The organism is Cupriavidus sp. FW305-F7, assembly GCF_058782875.1.
In genome coordinates, this window is record NZ_JBYSYC010000024.1 from 25,707 (window position 1) to 40,050 (window position 14,344).

Annotated in this window: 11 protein-coding genes and 1 pseudogene; 9 read left to right on the plus strand and 3 right to left on the minus strand. The window is 58.6% G+C overall.

The window, feature by feature from the left end:
- Window positions 1-98 precede the first annotated feature (98 nt).
- From AC3WL8_RS22000 to AC3WL8_RS22020, 5 genes are all read left to right on the plus strand, one after another.
- Window positions 99-605: a nuclear transport factor 2 family protein gene (locus AC3WL8_RS22000; protein ID WP_492378803.1), complete on the plus strand. Its 507-nt coding sequence runs from the start codon at window positions 99-101 to the stop codon at window positions 603-605.
- A gap of 123 nt (window positions 606-728) precedes the next feature.
- Window positions 729-1,853 (plus strand): alkene reductase, encoded by a 1,125-nt coding sequence (locus AC3WL8_RS22005; RefSeq protein WP_492378804.1) that lies wholly within the window; start codon window positions 729-731, stop codon window positions 1,851-1,853.
- A 158-nt stretch (window positions 1,854-2,011) separates the two neighbouring features.
- Complete coding sequence (locus AC3WL8_RS22010) at window positions 2,012-4,495, plus strand: ATP-binding cassette domain-containing protein (protein WP_492378805.1); 2,484 nt, start codon at window positions 2,012-2,014, stop codon at window positions 4,493-4,495.
- A gap of 14 nt (window positions 4,496-4,509) precedes the next feature.
- The gene (locus AC3WL8_RS22015; protein WP_492378806.1) at window positions 4,510-5,511 is read left to right on the plus strand and encodes an ABC transporter permease; all 1,002 of its coding nucleotides are present in this window, start codon (window positions 4,510-4,512) and stop codon (window positions 5,509-5,511) included.
- Window positions 5,512-5,751: 240 nt separating this feature from the next.
- Window positions 5,752-6,831, plus strand: coding sequence for a porin (locus AC3WL8_RS22020; RefSeq protein ID WP_492378869.1), 1,080 nt, complete (start codon window positions 5,752-5,754; stop codon window positions 6,829-6,831).
- A gap of 113 nt (window positions 6,832-6,944) precedes the next feature.
- On the opposite strand, the gene AC3WL8_RS22025 is transcribed toward AC3WL8_RS22020, so the two are convergent.
- A complete protein-coding gene (locus tag AC3WL8_RS22025) occupies window positions 6,945-7,943 on the minus strand; it encodes an LLM class flavin-dependent oxidoreductase (RefSeq protein ID WP_492378807.1) in 999 nt (332 codons plus the stop codon).
- Window positions 7,944-7,996: 53 nt separating this feature from the next.
- Between AC3WL8_RS22025 and AC3WL8_RS22030 the strand changes: the two genes are divergently transcribed.
- Window positions 7,997-8,962 carry a LysR family transcriptional regulator gene (locus AC3WL8_RS22030; RefSeq protein ID WP_492378808.1) on the plus strand — a complete coding sequence of 322 codons (966 nt, stop codon included), beginning with the start codon at window positions 7,997-7,999 and terminating at the stop codon, window positions 8,960-8,962.
- A gap of 70 nt (window positions 8,963-9,032) precedes the next feature.
- Here AC3WL8_RS22030 and AC3WL8_RS22035 read toward each other — a convergent pair whose 3' ends face one another.
- Both AC3WL8_RS22035 and AC3WL8_RS22040 read right to left on the minus strand, forming a co-directional pair.
- Window positions 9,033-9,332 carry a DUF4148 domain-containing protein gene (locus AC3WL8_RS22035; RefSeq protein WP_492378809.1) on the minus strand — a complete coding sequence of 100 codons (300 nt, stop codon included), beginning with the start codon at window positions 9,330-9,332 and terminating at the stop codon, window positions 9,033-9,035.
- Window positions 9,333-9,600: 268 nt separating this feature from the next.
- The gene (locus AC3WL8_RS22040) at window positions 9,601-10,338 is read right to left on the minus strand and encodes an IclR family transcriptional regulator (RefSeq protein ID WP_492378870.1); all 738 of its coding nucleotides are present in this window, start codon (window positions 10,336-10,338) and stop codon (window positions 9,601-9,603) included.
- A gap of 239 nt (window positions 10,339-10,577) precedes the next feature.
- Here AC3WL8_RS22040 and AC3WL8_RS22045 point away from each other — a divergent pair, with 239 nt between their 5' ends.
- The 3 genes and pseudogenes from AC3WL8_RS22045 to AC3WL8_RS22055 form a co-directional block, all read left to right on the plus strand.
- Window positions 10,578-12,347, plus strand: a complete 1,770-nt coding sequence (locus tag AC3WL8_RS22045) for an FAD-dependent oxidoreductase (RefSeq protein WP_492378810.1) — start codon at window positions 10,578-10,580, stop codon at window positions 12,345-12,347.
- A 17-nt stretch (window positions 12,348-12,364) separates the two neighbouring features.
- A complete protein-coding gene (locus AC3WL8_RS22050) occupies window positions 12,365-13,144 on the plus strand; it encodes an SDR family NAD(P)-dependent oxidoreductase (RefSeq protein ID WP_492378811.1) in 780 nt (259 codons plus the stop codon).
- A 94-nt stretch (window positions 13,145-13,238) separates the two neighbouring features.
- Window positions 13,239-14,324 (plus strand): annotated as a pseudogene (locus tag AC3WL8_RS22055) (ABC transporter substrate-binding protein); the annotation flags it as partial.
- Window positions 14,325-14,344 lie beyond the last annotated feature (20 nt).

Here is a 14,344-nt window from a genome sequence, read left to right on the forward strand (position 1 = left end):
AATCAAGGCGTCGAATTGCGGCTCGGAATCGAGGCGAATCGAGTTGGTAGCTCCGTTCGTCAGTGTCCTAGAGAACCTTATTAACCTGGAGTTGCACTATGGAAATCGCGAATCTCAGCCTGGAACAGCGCGTGTCTCGTCTGGAAGACATTGAAGCCATCAAGTATATGAAGGCCAAGTACGCCGAGTATCTGGACAACGGGTACGACCCCGAGGGTGTCGCCTCCCTCTTCATCGAGAACGGTCTGTGGGAAATCAAAGGCGTTGGCGGCAAAGCAAAGGGGCGCGGGGAAATCAAGCAGCACTGCCGCAACCTCTCGTCAGGCATCACCTGGGCATTGCACAACATTGTCTCGCCCGCAGTCGAAGTAGACGCTGACGGTCAGCGTGCCACTGCGACGTTCTATCTGGTCTGCTTCGTGTCGATGGCACCGTCGGAGCAATCTCCGCAGGGCGAAGCAGTGTTTATCGCCGGCAAGTACAAGGACACGCTAGTGAAGGTCGACGGAAAGTGGCTCTTCGAGGAAATCACCGGCGTCGTTCAGCAGGCATCGCCCTGGACTGAAGGATGGGTCCGTAGCCCCTTCGTCAAGGAAAGCTGGTGAGCAGGCCCTACGGGCATTCACCGACAACCACGCCAGAAGCGCCGCTGAGTACCGCAAAGGGAAGTCGCAGGTGTTGAGCCGCGAATATGGCGGCCATCAATCGAAGGTAGGGAGGGAGACGTTATGAGTCAGCTGCTGGAAAAATACGATATGAATGGTATCCGCTTGGCGAGCCGTGTCGTCATGGCGCCGATGACGAGATGCCGCGCGAGGACCACGGTGCCCGATGAGCAGACCGCTCTGTACTATCGCCAGCGCGCTGGCGCCGGCCTGATTATCAGCGAAGGTTCCCAAGTCTCGGCTGAAGGTACTGGCTATCTCTATACCCCCGGCATCTACACCAGTGAGCAGGTCGCTGGCTGGAAGAAGGTCACGGACGCTGTCCATGAGGAAGATGGGAAGATATTCATTCAGCTTTGGCATGTCGGCCGCATGTCGCATGTCAGCTTGCAGATGAACGGTGCGCTACCGGTTTCGTCCGTCGACGTCGCAGCTCGTAACAGCAATTGCTATGCGTATGGCGAAAACGGCGAGCCCGGCCCGATCCAGGCAAGTCAACCGCGTGCTCTCGATACCAGCGAAATTCCGAGGATAACGGCCGACTTCGTTAGCGCCGGTATCAGGGCTCGCGAGGCGGGCTTCGACGGCGTCGAAGTTCACGCTGCGAACGGCTATCTGTTTGAGCAGTTTGCAAATGGAGCGCTGAATACACGGACTGACCAGTACGGCGGCAGCACCATGAACCGGCTACGGCTAACGCTCGAAACCGTTGATGCGTTGGTAGACGAACTGGGCAGTACCCGAGTAGGCATCCGGCTCTCACCTTTCGGGCGTCTATACGACATGCCTGCCTTCGATGACGAGGAGAACACCTGGCTGACGCTCGGCAAAGAGCTCAGCAAACGAGGTCTTGCGTACGTCCATCTCAGTGACCAGAAGGCGTTCATCAACGAGGGCATCGGTGAGGACTTCCTCTGGAAGTTCCGCGATGCATACACGGGCACGCTGATTCTTACCGGTTGCTTGACCCAGGAATCGGGAGAAGCGCTCATTGAGCAAGGTCTATGTGACCTCGCGGGCTACGGCCGACCATTTGTTGCCAATCCTGACCTGGTTGCGCGCTTCCGCAACCGGTGGCCACTGAGCTCGGTAGACCTGCCGACGCTCTACACGGGTGGTGAGAAGGGCTATGCCGACTATCCCACCTATCAAGAGCAGCGCGAGTTGTCCGTCGAGGGCGCACTTTAAAGCCCACTCCAAGGGCATTCGCTGTCTACGCCATCGGTGCATGGCTCCGGGACGCAACCCGAACATCGGTGCCTGTCTGCTTCGCCGAGGCGGAATGGGTCCGTGTCTCCAACCATGACGCCTTTGGCGAAACTCAAACTACACCGGCAGGTTACAAGATGAAGCGCGAAACGAAGCTGCTCCTTGAGGTCCAGGGAATCACGAAAGTTTTTCCTGGTGTGAAGGCCCTCGACAACGTTACTTTCTCGGTCAATGCAGGCGAAGTGCACGGCCTGGTAGGCGAGAATGGCGCGGGCAAGTCGACATTGATGGCCGTGGCCTCCGGCGCGCTTGTGCCGGAAGAAGGCCGCGTGCGCATTGATGGTAAAGAAATGCGTGGCAACCCTGAGTTGGCACGCGAGCTCGGGCTGGCCATTGTCCGGCAGGAACCGGCACTCATGCCTGACCTGACGGTGGCGGAGAATCTGTATCTCGGTGTTCCGGAAAAGCTGCGCCCCAAAAAGGCATCGCTCAACGATTGGGCGAGAGACCTGATGAGGACATGGCACCGGGACATCAAGATTTCTGGGGCCGACCGTGTGGCCAGCCTAAATCCGGAGCAGCGGTTCATCGTGGAGATTGTCAAGGCGCTGGCTGCTCAACCCAAGGTGCTTGTCCTGGACGAACCTACTGAGCACCTCGGTGCCGAAGATGTCGAGAGACTCTTCGCGAAAATCCGGACCCTGGTAGCGCGCCAGTGTGCGGTCATCTACATCTCGCATCGAATCCGTGAGGTTCAGTTTATTGCTGAGCGCCTGACCGTGCTGCGAGATGGGCAGGGTCAAGGAACCTATGACGCCAGCAAGCTCACTGAGCAAGACATTGTGGAGCTAATCGTCGGTGGGACCCTGGACCGAGAATTTCCGCCGAAAGCCTCGGGCAATGCGAGCCGCTCGACAGTATTGGAAGTCGCGCAGCTCGAAGGCAAAGGGTTCGCGAAAGTGTCCATGGCGCTGAGAAGCGGTGAGATTGTTGGGCTTGCTGGCATTGATGGAAACGGTCAACGCGAATTCATGCGCGCGCTGGCAGGACTGTCGAAGTCACGTGGTGCCGTAACCGTCAACGGCAAGGCAGTGCGCGTGCAAAGCGCAAAAGGGGCAAGCCAAGGAGGGATTCGATACGTTCCCGGCGACCGTCATCGGGAGGGCATCTTCGGCGAACTGAGCGTCCGGGAGAACTTCTCCCTGCGCAGCCTGGCTCGCAGCAGCGTAGCTGGCTTTCTGTCAGGCCGCAGGGATACGGCCCGTGCTGCGGAGGCGGTTCAAGAATTCGCTGTGAAGACGGCTTCGCTTGAAACGCCGATTCGGCTTCTGTCAGGTGGCAACCAACAGAAACTCGTACTCTCGAGTGTGCTCGCCAGTCGGCCAGCTGTCATGCTGGTCGATGAGCCGACTCAAGGCGTTGACATCGGCGCGCGGATGGAAATCTACAAGACCCTGAGGGCGACGGCGGCCAGCGGCACGGGCATGGTTATCGTTTCCTCGGATGCAACAGAGGTTGCGGGACTCTGTGACCGCGTGCTCATTTTCTCCCGTGGACAAGTTGTCAAAGAGCTGCGCGGAGACGAGGTCACTGAGCACAACATCACTAGTGCAGTGCTGACATCCACGTCTGTGCGCAGTCGCGCCGACGGGAAGGCCTCGCCGTTCTGGAAGTGGGCAGCGGGAGACTGGGCACCGATCGTCATGCTTTGTCTTGCGATTGGTCTGCTTGGCGCGTATGCCGCGAGTGCAAACGAGTTCTATTTGTCAGAACGCAATATGACGGGGCTTCTTGGTCTTGTGGCGACACTCGCTTTGGTCGCTTTCGGCCAGCAGATGCTAATGCTCGTCGGCGGCATTGACCTGTCGGTGGGCCCGCTGATGGGGCTCGTTGTTGTCATCCAGTCCTTCTATCTGGTCGATGGCGCGACGCCAGAACAATATGCGGTGGGTTGGGCCGTCGTGCTAGCTGTGGCGATCGCCGTGGGAGCATTCAACTGGTTCCTTGTGGACCCCTTGCGACTTCATCCGATGGTGGCGACGCTCGCTACTTTCATGATGCTGCAAGCAGTTTCCCTCATCCTTCGTCCGGTTCCAGGTGGACTTATCGCTGAGGGTGTCATGGATCGAATCTCGGCAACACTCGGCTTCCTCCCGCTCGCCATGATTGTCGCTACGGTCTTTGGTGTCGCGCTGGAGTATGGTCTCTTCAAGTGCAGGTGGGGAATCGTATTCCGTGGCTTCGGCTCGCGTCCTGAGGCAGCCAGGGTCGCAGGGGTTCGGCCGCGTCTGACGTTGTTGGCAGCCTATGTCGGATGCTCTGCCCTTGCCACCATTGCTGCAATTCCGATGATGGCGCAAGTGGGCTCGGGGGACCCGGCTGCCGGTGCCGACTACACGCTAACTAGCATTGCTGCCGCGGTCATTGGCGGAGCGAGTTTGTTTGGCGGGCGAGGCTCCTTCCTCGGCGCCTTGCTCGGCGCGATGCTGATTACTCAGGTGAACGTGGTGACTACCTTCCTGAATCTGAGTGATGCGTGGCAGTCGTACCTCCTCGGCGCGATGATTCTGGTGGCAGTGGCCATCTACTCGAAGAGCCGCCAGATAGTGGTGGCAGCCTGAACAAGAGAATGATCATGGACTACACACTGAACACCACCCGCGTTGACCAACACACGGTTCCACTGGCTAAGCCGCGGTTTTTGCTCGATGAATTCTCGTGGATTTGGTTTGGCACAGCAGTCTTGTTTGCCGTGAGTGCAGTCTTGGCGCCAGGGACGGTAACAAAGAGTTCGCTCCTCGCCATGCTGCCTTTCGCAGGGATTCTGGCTATCGTTGCCACTGGTCAAACCATAGTCATTCAACAGCGCGGGCTCGACATGTCAGCCGCAGGAATGGTAACGCTCTCCGGAGCGCTGGTGGCGGCCTTGGGCTTTGGCACTGGCTCCATGCTGCTAGCAGTGTTCGGGACCTTGGCTGTCGCGGTGATTGGCGGCATTCTCAACGGCTTCCTGACATCGCGATTGTCGATTACTCCGCTAGTGGCAACGCTGGCGACTAACGCCTTGTTCATCGGAGGGGTACGCTCCATCACCGGAAACTCACCTATTTCGGTGCCAGAACCGTTGCAAGCGTTCTCACACTCGCAGTTCGTTGGCTTGCCGTACAGCATCGTTCTTGCCGTTCTGTTTGTTGTGGCGGTGTGGGTCGTTACGCGAAAGACCATTGTGGGCAGGAAGTTTGTGGCGGTTGGCATCAGTCCGCGAGCTGCCGCTGCGGCCGGCGTCCCCGTGACCTTCTACCAGGTTGGTGCGTATGTGGTCTCTGCCGTGTGCTTTGCAGTTGCCGGCCTTCTGCTGGCGGGCTTTATCGGTAGTGCTTCGCAAAATGCCGGACACGACTATCTCATGCCCGCCATTGCTGCTGTAGTCGTCGGCGGCACGCCATTTACCGGTGGGCGTGGCAGCGTCATTGCCAGCGCTGTTGCAGCGCTGTTTATGGCGCAACTCGGCCAACTCGTTCTAGCGCTGGGCGCGAGTGCAGCCATCCAGCTGCTGGTCCAGGCGGCCGCAATTCTGCTTGCCACGGCGATTCGAAATCTCCCCGCCATTCTTGCGGGGCTTAGGAGGCGCGCCTAAGGGCCGGAGATGACGGGAGCTACGGTGGCTCTCGCCCGCAAGCAGCTTTGCGAACGAAACCGCACCAATAACCAACTGGAGAAATTGCCGCACCCGGCCGAGACAATCGGCCCGGTATGGCAGCGCTTTGCCTGACGAAATGGCGCGCGACAGGGACGCGCGGAAGCTGTCGGAAGAATCATCAGCAGTTGAAGGTCTATCAAGGTCACAAATATAACGTCGGAGGAGAGGATGAAGTTGATGAAGCACGTTGTCAGCAGCAAAGGTGTCATTGCTGCTCTCTTGTTTGTTGGTAGCGCGGGCTCCGTCTTTGGCCAAAGTAGTGTCACGTTGTACGGACGTGTCTCCGGTGGGGTGGACTATGTGAACAAGGTGGCCATTGGAAATGGCCAGACCGGAGACGTGTTTCGCTTCGGCAATCAGTGGGGGGTGAGTTGGTGGGGTCTCAAGGCGACGGAGGACCTGGGTGGCGGTCTGAAAGCCGTGATGAACTTGGAGAGCATGTTCACGACCGGAAACGGTCAGGTGCTCGGTGACAGCCTTTTCAACCGCTACGCCGTTGTCGGCCTCTCCGACAATACCTACGGTACGCTGTGGCTTGGTCGCGCAATGGCCCTCACGGACGGAGAACTGTGGGCCGTGGACCCCATGGGAATGCAGACCACAAGTGTGGGAACACTCGCATATGGCCGGAACTGGGGGCCGCGTACAAATGCTATCACCTATAACTCGCCCATCTGGGGAGGCTTTTCATTCCGGGCGCAAGCCGGCCTGAACGGAAGCGCCGGAAACTTCAACGCTGGCAGGCAGCTTAGCGCGAGTGTGAGCTACGCAAATGGGCCGTTTCTGTTCAAGGGTGTCTACGAAGAAATCCGGGACGAGCGGGGAGAGTTCACCAATCTCTATACGGCATCCCGCGAGTATGCAGCCGGCGCCGTCTATCAGATTCGAGACCTGAAGCTATTCGGCGGATATAGCCTCATTCGCTCCGGAGGGGCGACTGTCGCCGATGTCAACAATCCTACCGGAGCGGATAAGCATCAAATGTTCTGGGTCGGCGCGAACTACCAGGCTTCACCCGCGTTGACGGTTCTGGCCGGCGCGTACAGGGCCAACGTCAACAAATCGGGAGGCAACGGCACTTTGCTGGCGCTGGGGGCGAACTACTACCTGTCGAAGAGAACCATGCTTTACGGTACTGTCGGCACGGTCATCAACGGCGGCAACGCGGCATTCTCCGTGGAATCATCCGCCAATACCAAGCCGTTGGCTGGCTCTAGCCAACAAGGTGTCTATACCGGGGTGATGCACTGGTTCTAAAAGGCTCCATGGGTGCGCGTAGAGGCGTCGTACCCCTTCGAGGTCGAAGGTATCCATTCGGATAGCTTCGGCCTATTTTTGCAAAGTAGAATTCGCGACGGTGAGCCCCTGCATCAACCTCTTGCCTTCGCAATAAGTTCGTAGGACCGAAGCCGAGCGGCATGGTCGTGTATCCAGGAGTTGACCATGATTTCGTCGGCGCTTGTTCTCTCCACCAAGGATGCAAGGCGTGTGCGGACTTCATCGACGTCTCCAGCAATGGACTCGCTGAGCATGCTCATCACTTGCGTGCGCTCGAAGGTGCTCCACATATCGTCCATAGTGACGACGGGGGGCGGAAGATGGAAGCGAGTCCCTCGCACGAGACCAAGGAATTTCTGGTGTTCTGTGGTCGCCAGGAATGCAGCGTCGGCGTTTGTGTCTGCGGCCACAATGTTGACGCAGACGACCACATATGGCTCGTTCAGTTGTGGCGATGGCCGGAAAATTGAACGATACAAGGCCAGCGCTTGGTCGAGGGCACGCGGAGAGAAGTGCGCGGCATAGACAAAGGGCAGACCCATGTAACCGGCCAGCTGCGCAGTGAACGTGCCAGAGCCAAGTAGCCAGAGAGGAACATTGATGCCAGCCCCAGGTATGGCGCGCAGCGACTGATGCTGGCTGGCTGGTAGAAACAATGATTGCAGTTCTGTCACTTGCTCAGGGAACTCGCTCTCGCCAGAGACAGCGTTACGGCGCAACGCACGCGTGGTCTCTGGGTCGGTTCCGGGAGCTCGACCCAAGCCCAAGTCAATGCGGCCCGGGTAGAGCGTCTCGAGCGTACCGAACTGTTCCGCCACGATAAGTGGGGGGTGATTCGGAAGCATGATGCCGCCAGAGCCCACGCGAATCGACTTAGTGTTTGCTGCGACATGGCCAATGATGACTGCTGTTGCAGCGCTTGCTATGTCAATAATGTTGTGATGCTCCGCTACCCAGTAACGCTTGAAGCCGAGGGCCTCAACGTGTTGGGCCAGCTCAACGGAGTGGCGCAGCGTTTGCGCGATTGACCCGCCCTCCGTGATGGGAGCCAAGTCGAGCGCCGAGAGATGAAGCTTCGCGAGTGAATCCATGGGTAGCGTCAATTTGTGCAATGTCGTAGAGCCTTCGCAACTATAGAGCGTACTTGCAATGCATTGAACCAGTCTGGATTCGCTTCTTTGTGGACAAAAAGGATACTTTCGTGCCTCACTTAGACCAGTTGAACGGCATCATGACTTTCGTGGAAGTTGCCCGCGCCGGGACTTTTACGGCGGCAGCGGAGCGGCTCGGCATCACGAAATCGGCTGTCGGAAAAAGTGTCTTGCGCCTTGAGGAGCGTCTCGGCGTCAAACTCTTTCACCGGACGACGAGACGATTGAGTCTGACGATTGACGGCGAGGCTTACTTTGCTCGCTGCGAACGGGCGATGAACGAAATCGGCGAGGCAGAGGCGGCGCTTAAGTCCCAGCAGACGTCTCCCAAAGGTCGCATTCGGGTTGACATGCCGGCTGCGTATGGCCGCCGGATACTGCTCCCTATTTTTTTGAACATGGCCAAGCGATACGCTGGTCTGGAGCTGACTCTGACATTCAATGACCGATTCGTTGACGCTGTCGAAGAAGGTATCGACTTGCTTGTCAGAATCGGGGAACTTGCCGACAGCAGTGGGCTCGTTGCGAGACCCTTAACCACCCAACGGCTGACTGTTTGTGCCGCACCGGAATATCTTGCGCAGCGCGGAACCCCTGCGACCATCAATGACCTTGCAAACCATCACTGTATTGTTGGGTTCCGCCGCGACCAGGTAAAGACGTGGATTCTTTTGCAAGATGGCATCGCGCATCGATATGCGCCACCGGCCACGCATGAGTTCGGTGACGGGGACGCCATGCTCGCAGCAACGCTGGCCGGTTGCGGATTGTCACAACTGCCGATGTGGCTGGCGAGAGGTCACCTGGAACGGGGTGAATTGGTCGAGGTATTAGCCGGGCATTCGGGAGGGGAAATGCCGATTCACGCCATTTGGCCGAGAAATCGACATCTGTTGCCCAAGGTTAGAGCTGTCGTTGATGAGCTTGTCCAACAGGCTGAGCAAGGAAGTCTCGACTAGAGGTTCGAATTGCTTGGCCGCGTGGCTGCATCGCAGATGCACGGCAGCCACGCACTGAGTTCTGGACACCCTATCGTTGGTAGGACGAAGCGGGCTTATGTGGATACTCGAATGGTTTCCACGGAAGCGCTCCTTCTTTCCAGGCGTTCGCAAGTTCAGCTTTTACTTGTGCTCGGGTTACTGTAGCGGACGCGTCCCCGCGCGCTTGCGAGACGTCGGACACGGACGTGTACAGATACTTAAGGGGTGGGGCGGTAATTGAGCCCTTGGCTTCGGCCGACGATTGCGGCGCGTCCGCTGCAATGGTGGGTGCCGTGGCAACGATGGCAGCAAAGGCGGCGATGCCAAATACCAATTTTGATGGCTTCATTGTTTTTTCTCCATGGGTAACACGGTGCTCTAGCGTGAGCGACTGTAGAGGAGAAACAATGGCTATTAAAGTAGGCCGCCGGACCAATTGTGTGGAAGGAAATTCTACCCCGGTGTGTCCTCTACGCTGAGCGAGGGGCGCGGCCAATGGCGGTGCGTGCGGCACGCGCGGAACAACCCGGTCCAGCTTTAATCGTTATAGCGCAAGCTGAGCTCGCCAATGAGGCAATTGGGGGGATGAGAACCGCAAACTTTCAGGGCTCAGTCTCTCAGACTGCGATTCGTTGCTTGCCGTAGCCGAGCTGTGTCGAAATTTCTTCGCAGCACTTGCGCAAGGCTTGCGCAATCTTGCCGTCCCACGCTTCTTCGAATGTACCGAGTGGCCCCATGACGGTGATGGCAAGCACGATGTTGCCTTCAAAGTCGAACACCGGCGCGCTGAAGGCATTGATGCCGGGAATTGGCTCGCCCAATGTACGGGCCATGCCGCGGCGCCGAATCTCTGCGAGTTCCGCCTCCAGCTTTTGGTGGTCGTGTTGCTTGGGGTCAGCATGGAGTCCAAGCCGCGACATGTCGGTGGCAAGGAAGTTCTCGACCACTTTGGGCGGGAGGAAGGCCGCGAAAAGTCGCCCGGTGGCTGTGTTCGAGAGCGACATCACCGTACCGGTTCGGAGGTTGACGTGCATCGGGTGCGTGGGTTCGACCAGGCGCACTACGACCGGGCCTGCATTTCCCCATACCACTACGGCAACGCTCTGCTCCGTCTGGATGGCCAGGTCGGACACGTGCGGAGCCGCTTCTTTGACCGGGTCGAGCTGTTGTAGCTTCGCCAGTCCCACCTGCAAGGCAAGGGGCCCCAGTTCATAGCGGCCGGAGGCGGCTTCCTGCGTCACGAAGCCGACGTTCAGGAAGCTCACCAGATAGGGGTGCGCCTTTCCGGCAGTAATCCCCCCGGCCTTCGCAAGCTCCCCGAGAGCCATGGGCTTGCCGTGTGCAGCGAGGGCCATAAGGAGCTTGCTTCCGATTTCAATCGACTGGATGCCTCGACGGGTCTTCGCTTCCACGGTTGGCGCAAATTTCAGAGTGGGTTGTGGGGGCGATTGTAGCACTAGGGGTTTTCTCCTATATCGAGCATATCTGATTACCTCGTGTCATCTGATAATAGCAGATGCATTGACGAATATCGAAAGTCTGCCTAGACTGTGCTCACGGTCCCGGCCAGCCCGTCCTTACGCGGTCAGCCGACATGAATGAGGAGCAAGAGGTGGACAAAGAGATTTTCGAATGTGACGTATTGGTCATCGGCTCGGGCGCTTCGGGGATGGCCACGGCCGTCACTGCCGCGTATGAGGGCTTGAAGGTTCTGGTAATCGAAAAGGAGCCCAAGTTCGGGGGCACGACCGCACGGTCAGGCGGGTGGCTGTGGATTCCTGGTACGTCGCTGGCGAAACAGCAGGGCATCCATGAGGCCCCCGATGCGGCGAAGACCTATCTGAAGCACGAAGCGACGACGCACTATGACGAGGCGCGCGTCAGCGCTTTCGTAGAGAACGGTCCCAAAGCGGTTGACTTCTTTACGTCAAAGACCGCGGTCAAGTTCGACATGCCGCCGGTCTTCCCGGACTACCATGCAGAAGCACCCGGAGGCGTACAAGGAGGGCGTTCGATGGTGGCGCGCCCATTTGATGGACGGGAGCTCGGCCCGCTCATCAAGAACCTTGCGCCTCCGCTCCCCGAACTCACCGTGTTCGGAATGATGCTTGGCTCGGGCAAGGAGATTTGGCACTTCATGCGCGTGTTCCGTTCGCTGGAGTCCTTTGTCTACGTTACGAAACGTTTGTCCCGTCACTTTCTCGACGTAGCCCGGTACGGTCGCGGCATGACGCTGACCAACGGGAATGCGCTGGCTGGCCGGCTGCACAAGGCTGCGGCAGACCTCGGCATTCCAGTTTGGCTTTCGACGACGGCTCGTAAGCTGGTTGCCACGGGAGACCGCATCACTGGAGCGGTTGTGGAACGTGAGGGTCAGCGGGTCGAAATCATTGCCCGTCAAGGAGTCGTCCTCGCTTGCGGTGGCTTCCCGCATGACATCGAACGCCGCAAAGCACTGTTTCCGCATGCGCCGACAGGGCGGGAGCACTTCAGCCCGTCGCCGCAAGCCAACACCGGCGACGGACTGCGGCTCGGAGAATCCGTTGGCGGTTGGGTGGATGGCTCCATCCCCCATGCTGCTGCATGGGTGCCCGCGTCCGTTACCACGCGTTCAGACGGTTCCAAGGGCGTCATGCCGCACTTCATCGACCGTGCGAAGCCTGGTGTGATTGCTGTGAGTCAACGAGGGCGGCGCTTCACTAACGAGGGCAATTCGTACCACGACTTCATCCAGGACATGGTGAAGGCCTCGAAGGGCGAAAAGGAAGTGTCCTCCTGGCTGATTTGTAACCACCAGACGTTGCGCACCTATGGACTGGGCTGTGTGCCACCGTCGCCGATGCCCATCGGAAAATACATCCGCAATGGCTATCTCAAGCGTGGCAAGACGCTTGCTGAACTGGCCTCTGTTATTGGCGTGCCCGCCCAGGCACTGCAGGACACTGTGTCGAAGTTCAATGTCCATGCTGTCCGTGGCGAAGACCCTGAATTCGGCAAGGGAAGCAAGGCGTACAACCGGTATCAGGGCGATGCCCTGCATAAGCCCAATCCGTGCGTAGCCCCCATCGAGAGCGGGCCCTACTATGCCATCAAGCTGGTTGTCGGCGACATCGGTACCTTCGCAGGGTTGGTGACAAACGAGAATTCGCAGGTTCTAACCCGTGACCGCAAGACCATCCTTGGTCTATATGCAGTGGGCAACGACATCTCCAGCATCATGGGCGGTAACTATCCGGGTGCCGGTATCACTCTCGGGCCGGCCCTTACTTTCGGCTACGTCGCAGGTCAGCATCTTGCGGCAGCCGGTAACGGCCAACGCTCGAACGCCAACAAGAGCACCTTGGCACAGCCACGGGCTGCATAAGAACGAAGGAGACCTTGATGACAAAATTCAACTCGGTTGCCGCCCAGGTATCGCTCCATGGAAAGACCGCGGTAATCACTGGCGCGGGCCAGGGCAACGGGCGTGCACTGGCCATCGGCCTCGCGAGCTGCGGTGCGCGAATCGTCGCGACGGACATGAATCCTCAAACGCTTTCCGAGACTGTGGCGCTGGTCGCGGCGGAAGGCGCTGAAGTATGGGCATATGCATTGGACGTGACCGACGCACAAGCATGCAAGGCCGTAGCACTGGCAGTTTCTCAGGAGGTCGGCGGAGTCGACATTCTGGTGAACAACGCCGGGATACTGATTCGCGAGGGAATCGATAGCGAGCGAGCGGAAGCGAACTGGAAGAAGACCTTCGATGTGAACGTGCAGGGTACGTTCAATGTTACCTACGCGTTCTTGCCGTCCATTCGGGAAACGCGCGGCAGCATCATCAATGTTGCTTCCATTGCGTCTTTCGCTGGCCAGGCCGGGCCATTGGCCTATGCGCCAACCAAAGGTGCCATCAAGCTCTTCACGCAATCGCTTGCCGCGGAGCTGGCACTTGACGGCGTGCGCGTGAATGCCATCGCGCCGGGTGTTATCGAAACAGCGATGAGTGAGTTCACCCGCAGAGAGCCTGAACGACTGCAGCGCTTCATGGCACGTATCCCCATGGGGCGTGTCGGACAGCCGCAAGAGCTCCTAGGCCCGGTGGTTTTCCTAGCGTCTGCGATGTCGTCCTATGTCACCGGCGTGACGCTTCCGGTCGATGGAGGCTTCCTCGCCATCTAGTTCTGTCAGTGTGAAAAGTTGACGAGGCGCCTGAGAGCGCCAAAGAGGCGGCTGGGATTTATGCCGCCGCCTCACTCACATCAATGGAGACAATATGTCTATCCGTCGCCTCATAAGCTGCGCGTTTGCACTTGCGGCCGTCCTTTGCACGACCTATGCCCCCGCAAATGCGCAGAATATCCGACTGGGCTTCAATGGGGATCTATCGGCTTCCCCTTCCGCGCAAAGCGGGCAGGCAAGCGTGCTGGGGATGCGCGCTGCGATCAAGGATATCAACGCAGCCGGAGGCGTTCTGGGACGTCCCCTAGAGCTCGTTGTGCGCGACGACACGTCGCAACCGCCGCGCTCTATCCAAAACATGAGCGAACTTATCGACAGCGAGCGCGTTGTCGCCATTCTTGGGCCGACGAACTCGGGCAACGCGCTTGCGTGGAAACACATTCCTAATCAACGGAAGATTCCGGTTGTTACCACGATTGCGTCGGGTACCACCATCACAAGTCCTTCCGGGGCCGAGAACTATATGTTCCGTGTCTCCATGGTCGACAAAGAGCAAATCAAAGGCCTGCTGGCCTATCTACGCAAGAATCCCACTTCGAAGCGTGTGGGGTTTATGGCTGAGACCACCGGGTATGGCCAAGGGGGACTCAAGGACCTTCAGGAGCTGGGAGCTTCCCAAGGTGTGCAGCCGGTTGCCGTCGAGCGTTTCGGTGTCAGCGACACCGACATGACCTCGCAGCTGAACAAACTCAGGGCGGCCAATGTCGACACCATCGTGGTGTGGGCCCAATCGACGCCAATCGCCCAGCTCGTCCGCAGCATGGAGAAGATTGGGTATTACCCGCTCCTGCTGTCTTCGTGGGCTGCAGACAATCAATCCTTCCTTGATGCCGCCGGCCCGGTCCATGCAGAAAAGCCGATATTCATGCGGACCCTTACTGACAATCGCAACCCCAGGCAACAAGCACTCTTTGACAGGATTGCCGCGGACATGAAGGCGCCGAGCGCTTTTCCCTTTGCAGCACATGGCTATGACGCGGTCCTTTTGCTTGCTGCAGCCATTGAGCAGGCTGGCTCGACGGACGGCGCTAAGGTGAAAGAGGCGCTCGAGAACTTGCGCAAGCCGGTCCAAGGCGTCATGAAGTCGTATGTGCATCCCTTCACTGCGACCAAGCACGAAGCCATCCAGGCCGACGACCT

What these genes read in the sequence shown, in the direction of transcription:
- AC3WL8_RS22015 (WP_492378806.1), top strand. Translation starts at nt 4,510, where the DNA reads ATGGACTACACACTGAACACCACCCGCGTTGACCAACACACGGTTCCA.
- AC3WL8_RS22010 (WP_492378805.1), top strand. Translation starts at nt 2,012, where the DNA reads ATGAAGCGCGAAACGAAGCTGCTCCTTGAGGTCCAGGGAATCACGAAA.
- AC3WL8_RS22020 (WP_492378869.1), top strand. Translation starts at nt 5,752, where the DNA reads ATGAAGCACGTTGTCAGCAGCAAAGGTGTCATTGCTGCTCTCTTGTTT.
- AC3WL8_RS22035 (WP_492378809.1), bottom strand. Translation starts at nt 9,332, where the DNA reads ATGAAGCCATCAAAATTGGTATTTGGCATCGCCGCCTTTGCTGCCATC.
- AC3WL8_RS22050 (WP_492378811.1), top strand. Translation starts at nt 12,365, where the DNA reads ATGACAAAATTCAACTCGGTTGCCGCCCAGGTATCGCTCCATGGAAAG.
- AC3WL8_RS22040 (WP_492378870.1), bottom strand. Translation starts at nt 10,338, where the DNA reads ATGGCCCTCGCTGCACACGGCAAGCCCATGGCTCTCGGGGAGCTTGCG.
- AC3WL8_RS22005 (WP_492378804.1), top strand. Translation starts at nt 729, where the DNA reads ATGAGTCAGCTGCTGGAAAAATACGATATGAATGGTATCCGCTTGGCG.
- AC3WL8_RS22025 (WP_492378807.1), bottom strand. Translation starts at nt 7,943, where the DNA reads ATGGATTCACTCGCGAAGCTTCATCTCTCGGCGCTCGACTTGGCTCCC.
- AC3WL8_RS22000 (WP_492378803.1), top strand. Translation starts at nt 99, where the DNA reads ATGGAAATCGCGAATCTCAGCCTGGAACAGCGCGTGTCTCGTCTGGAA.
- AC3WL8_RS22045 (WP_492378810.1), top strand. Translation starts at nt 10,578, where the DNA reads ATGAATGAGGAGCAAGAGGTGGACAAAGAGATTTTCGAATGTGACGTA.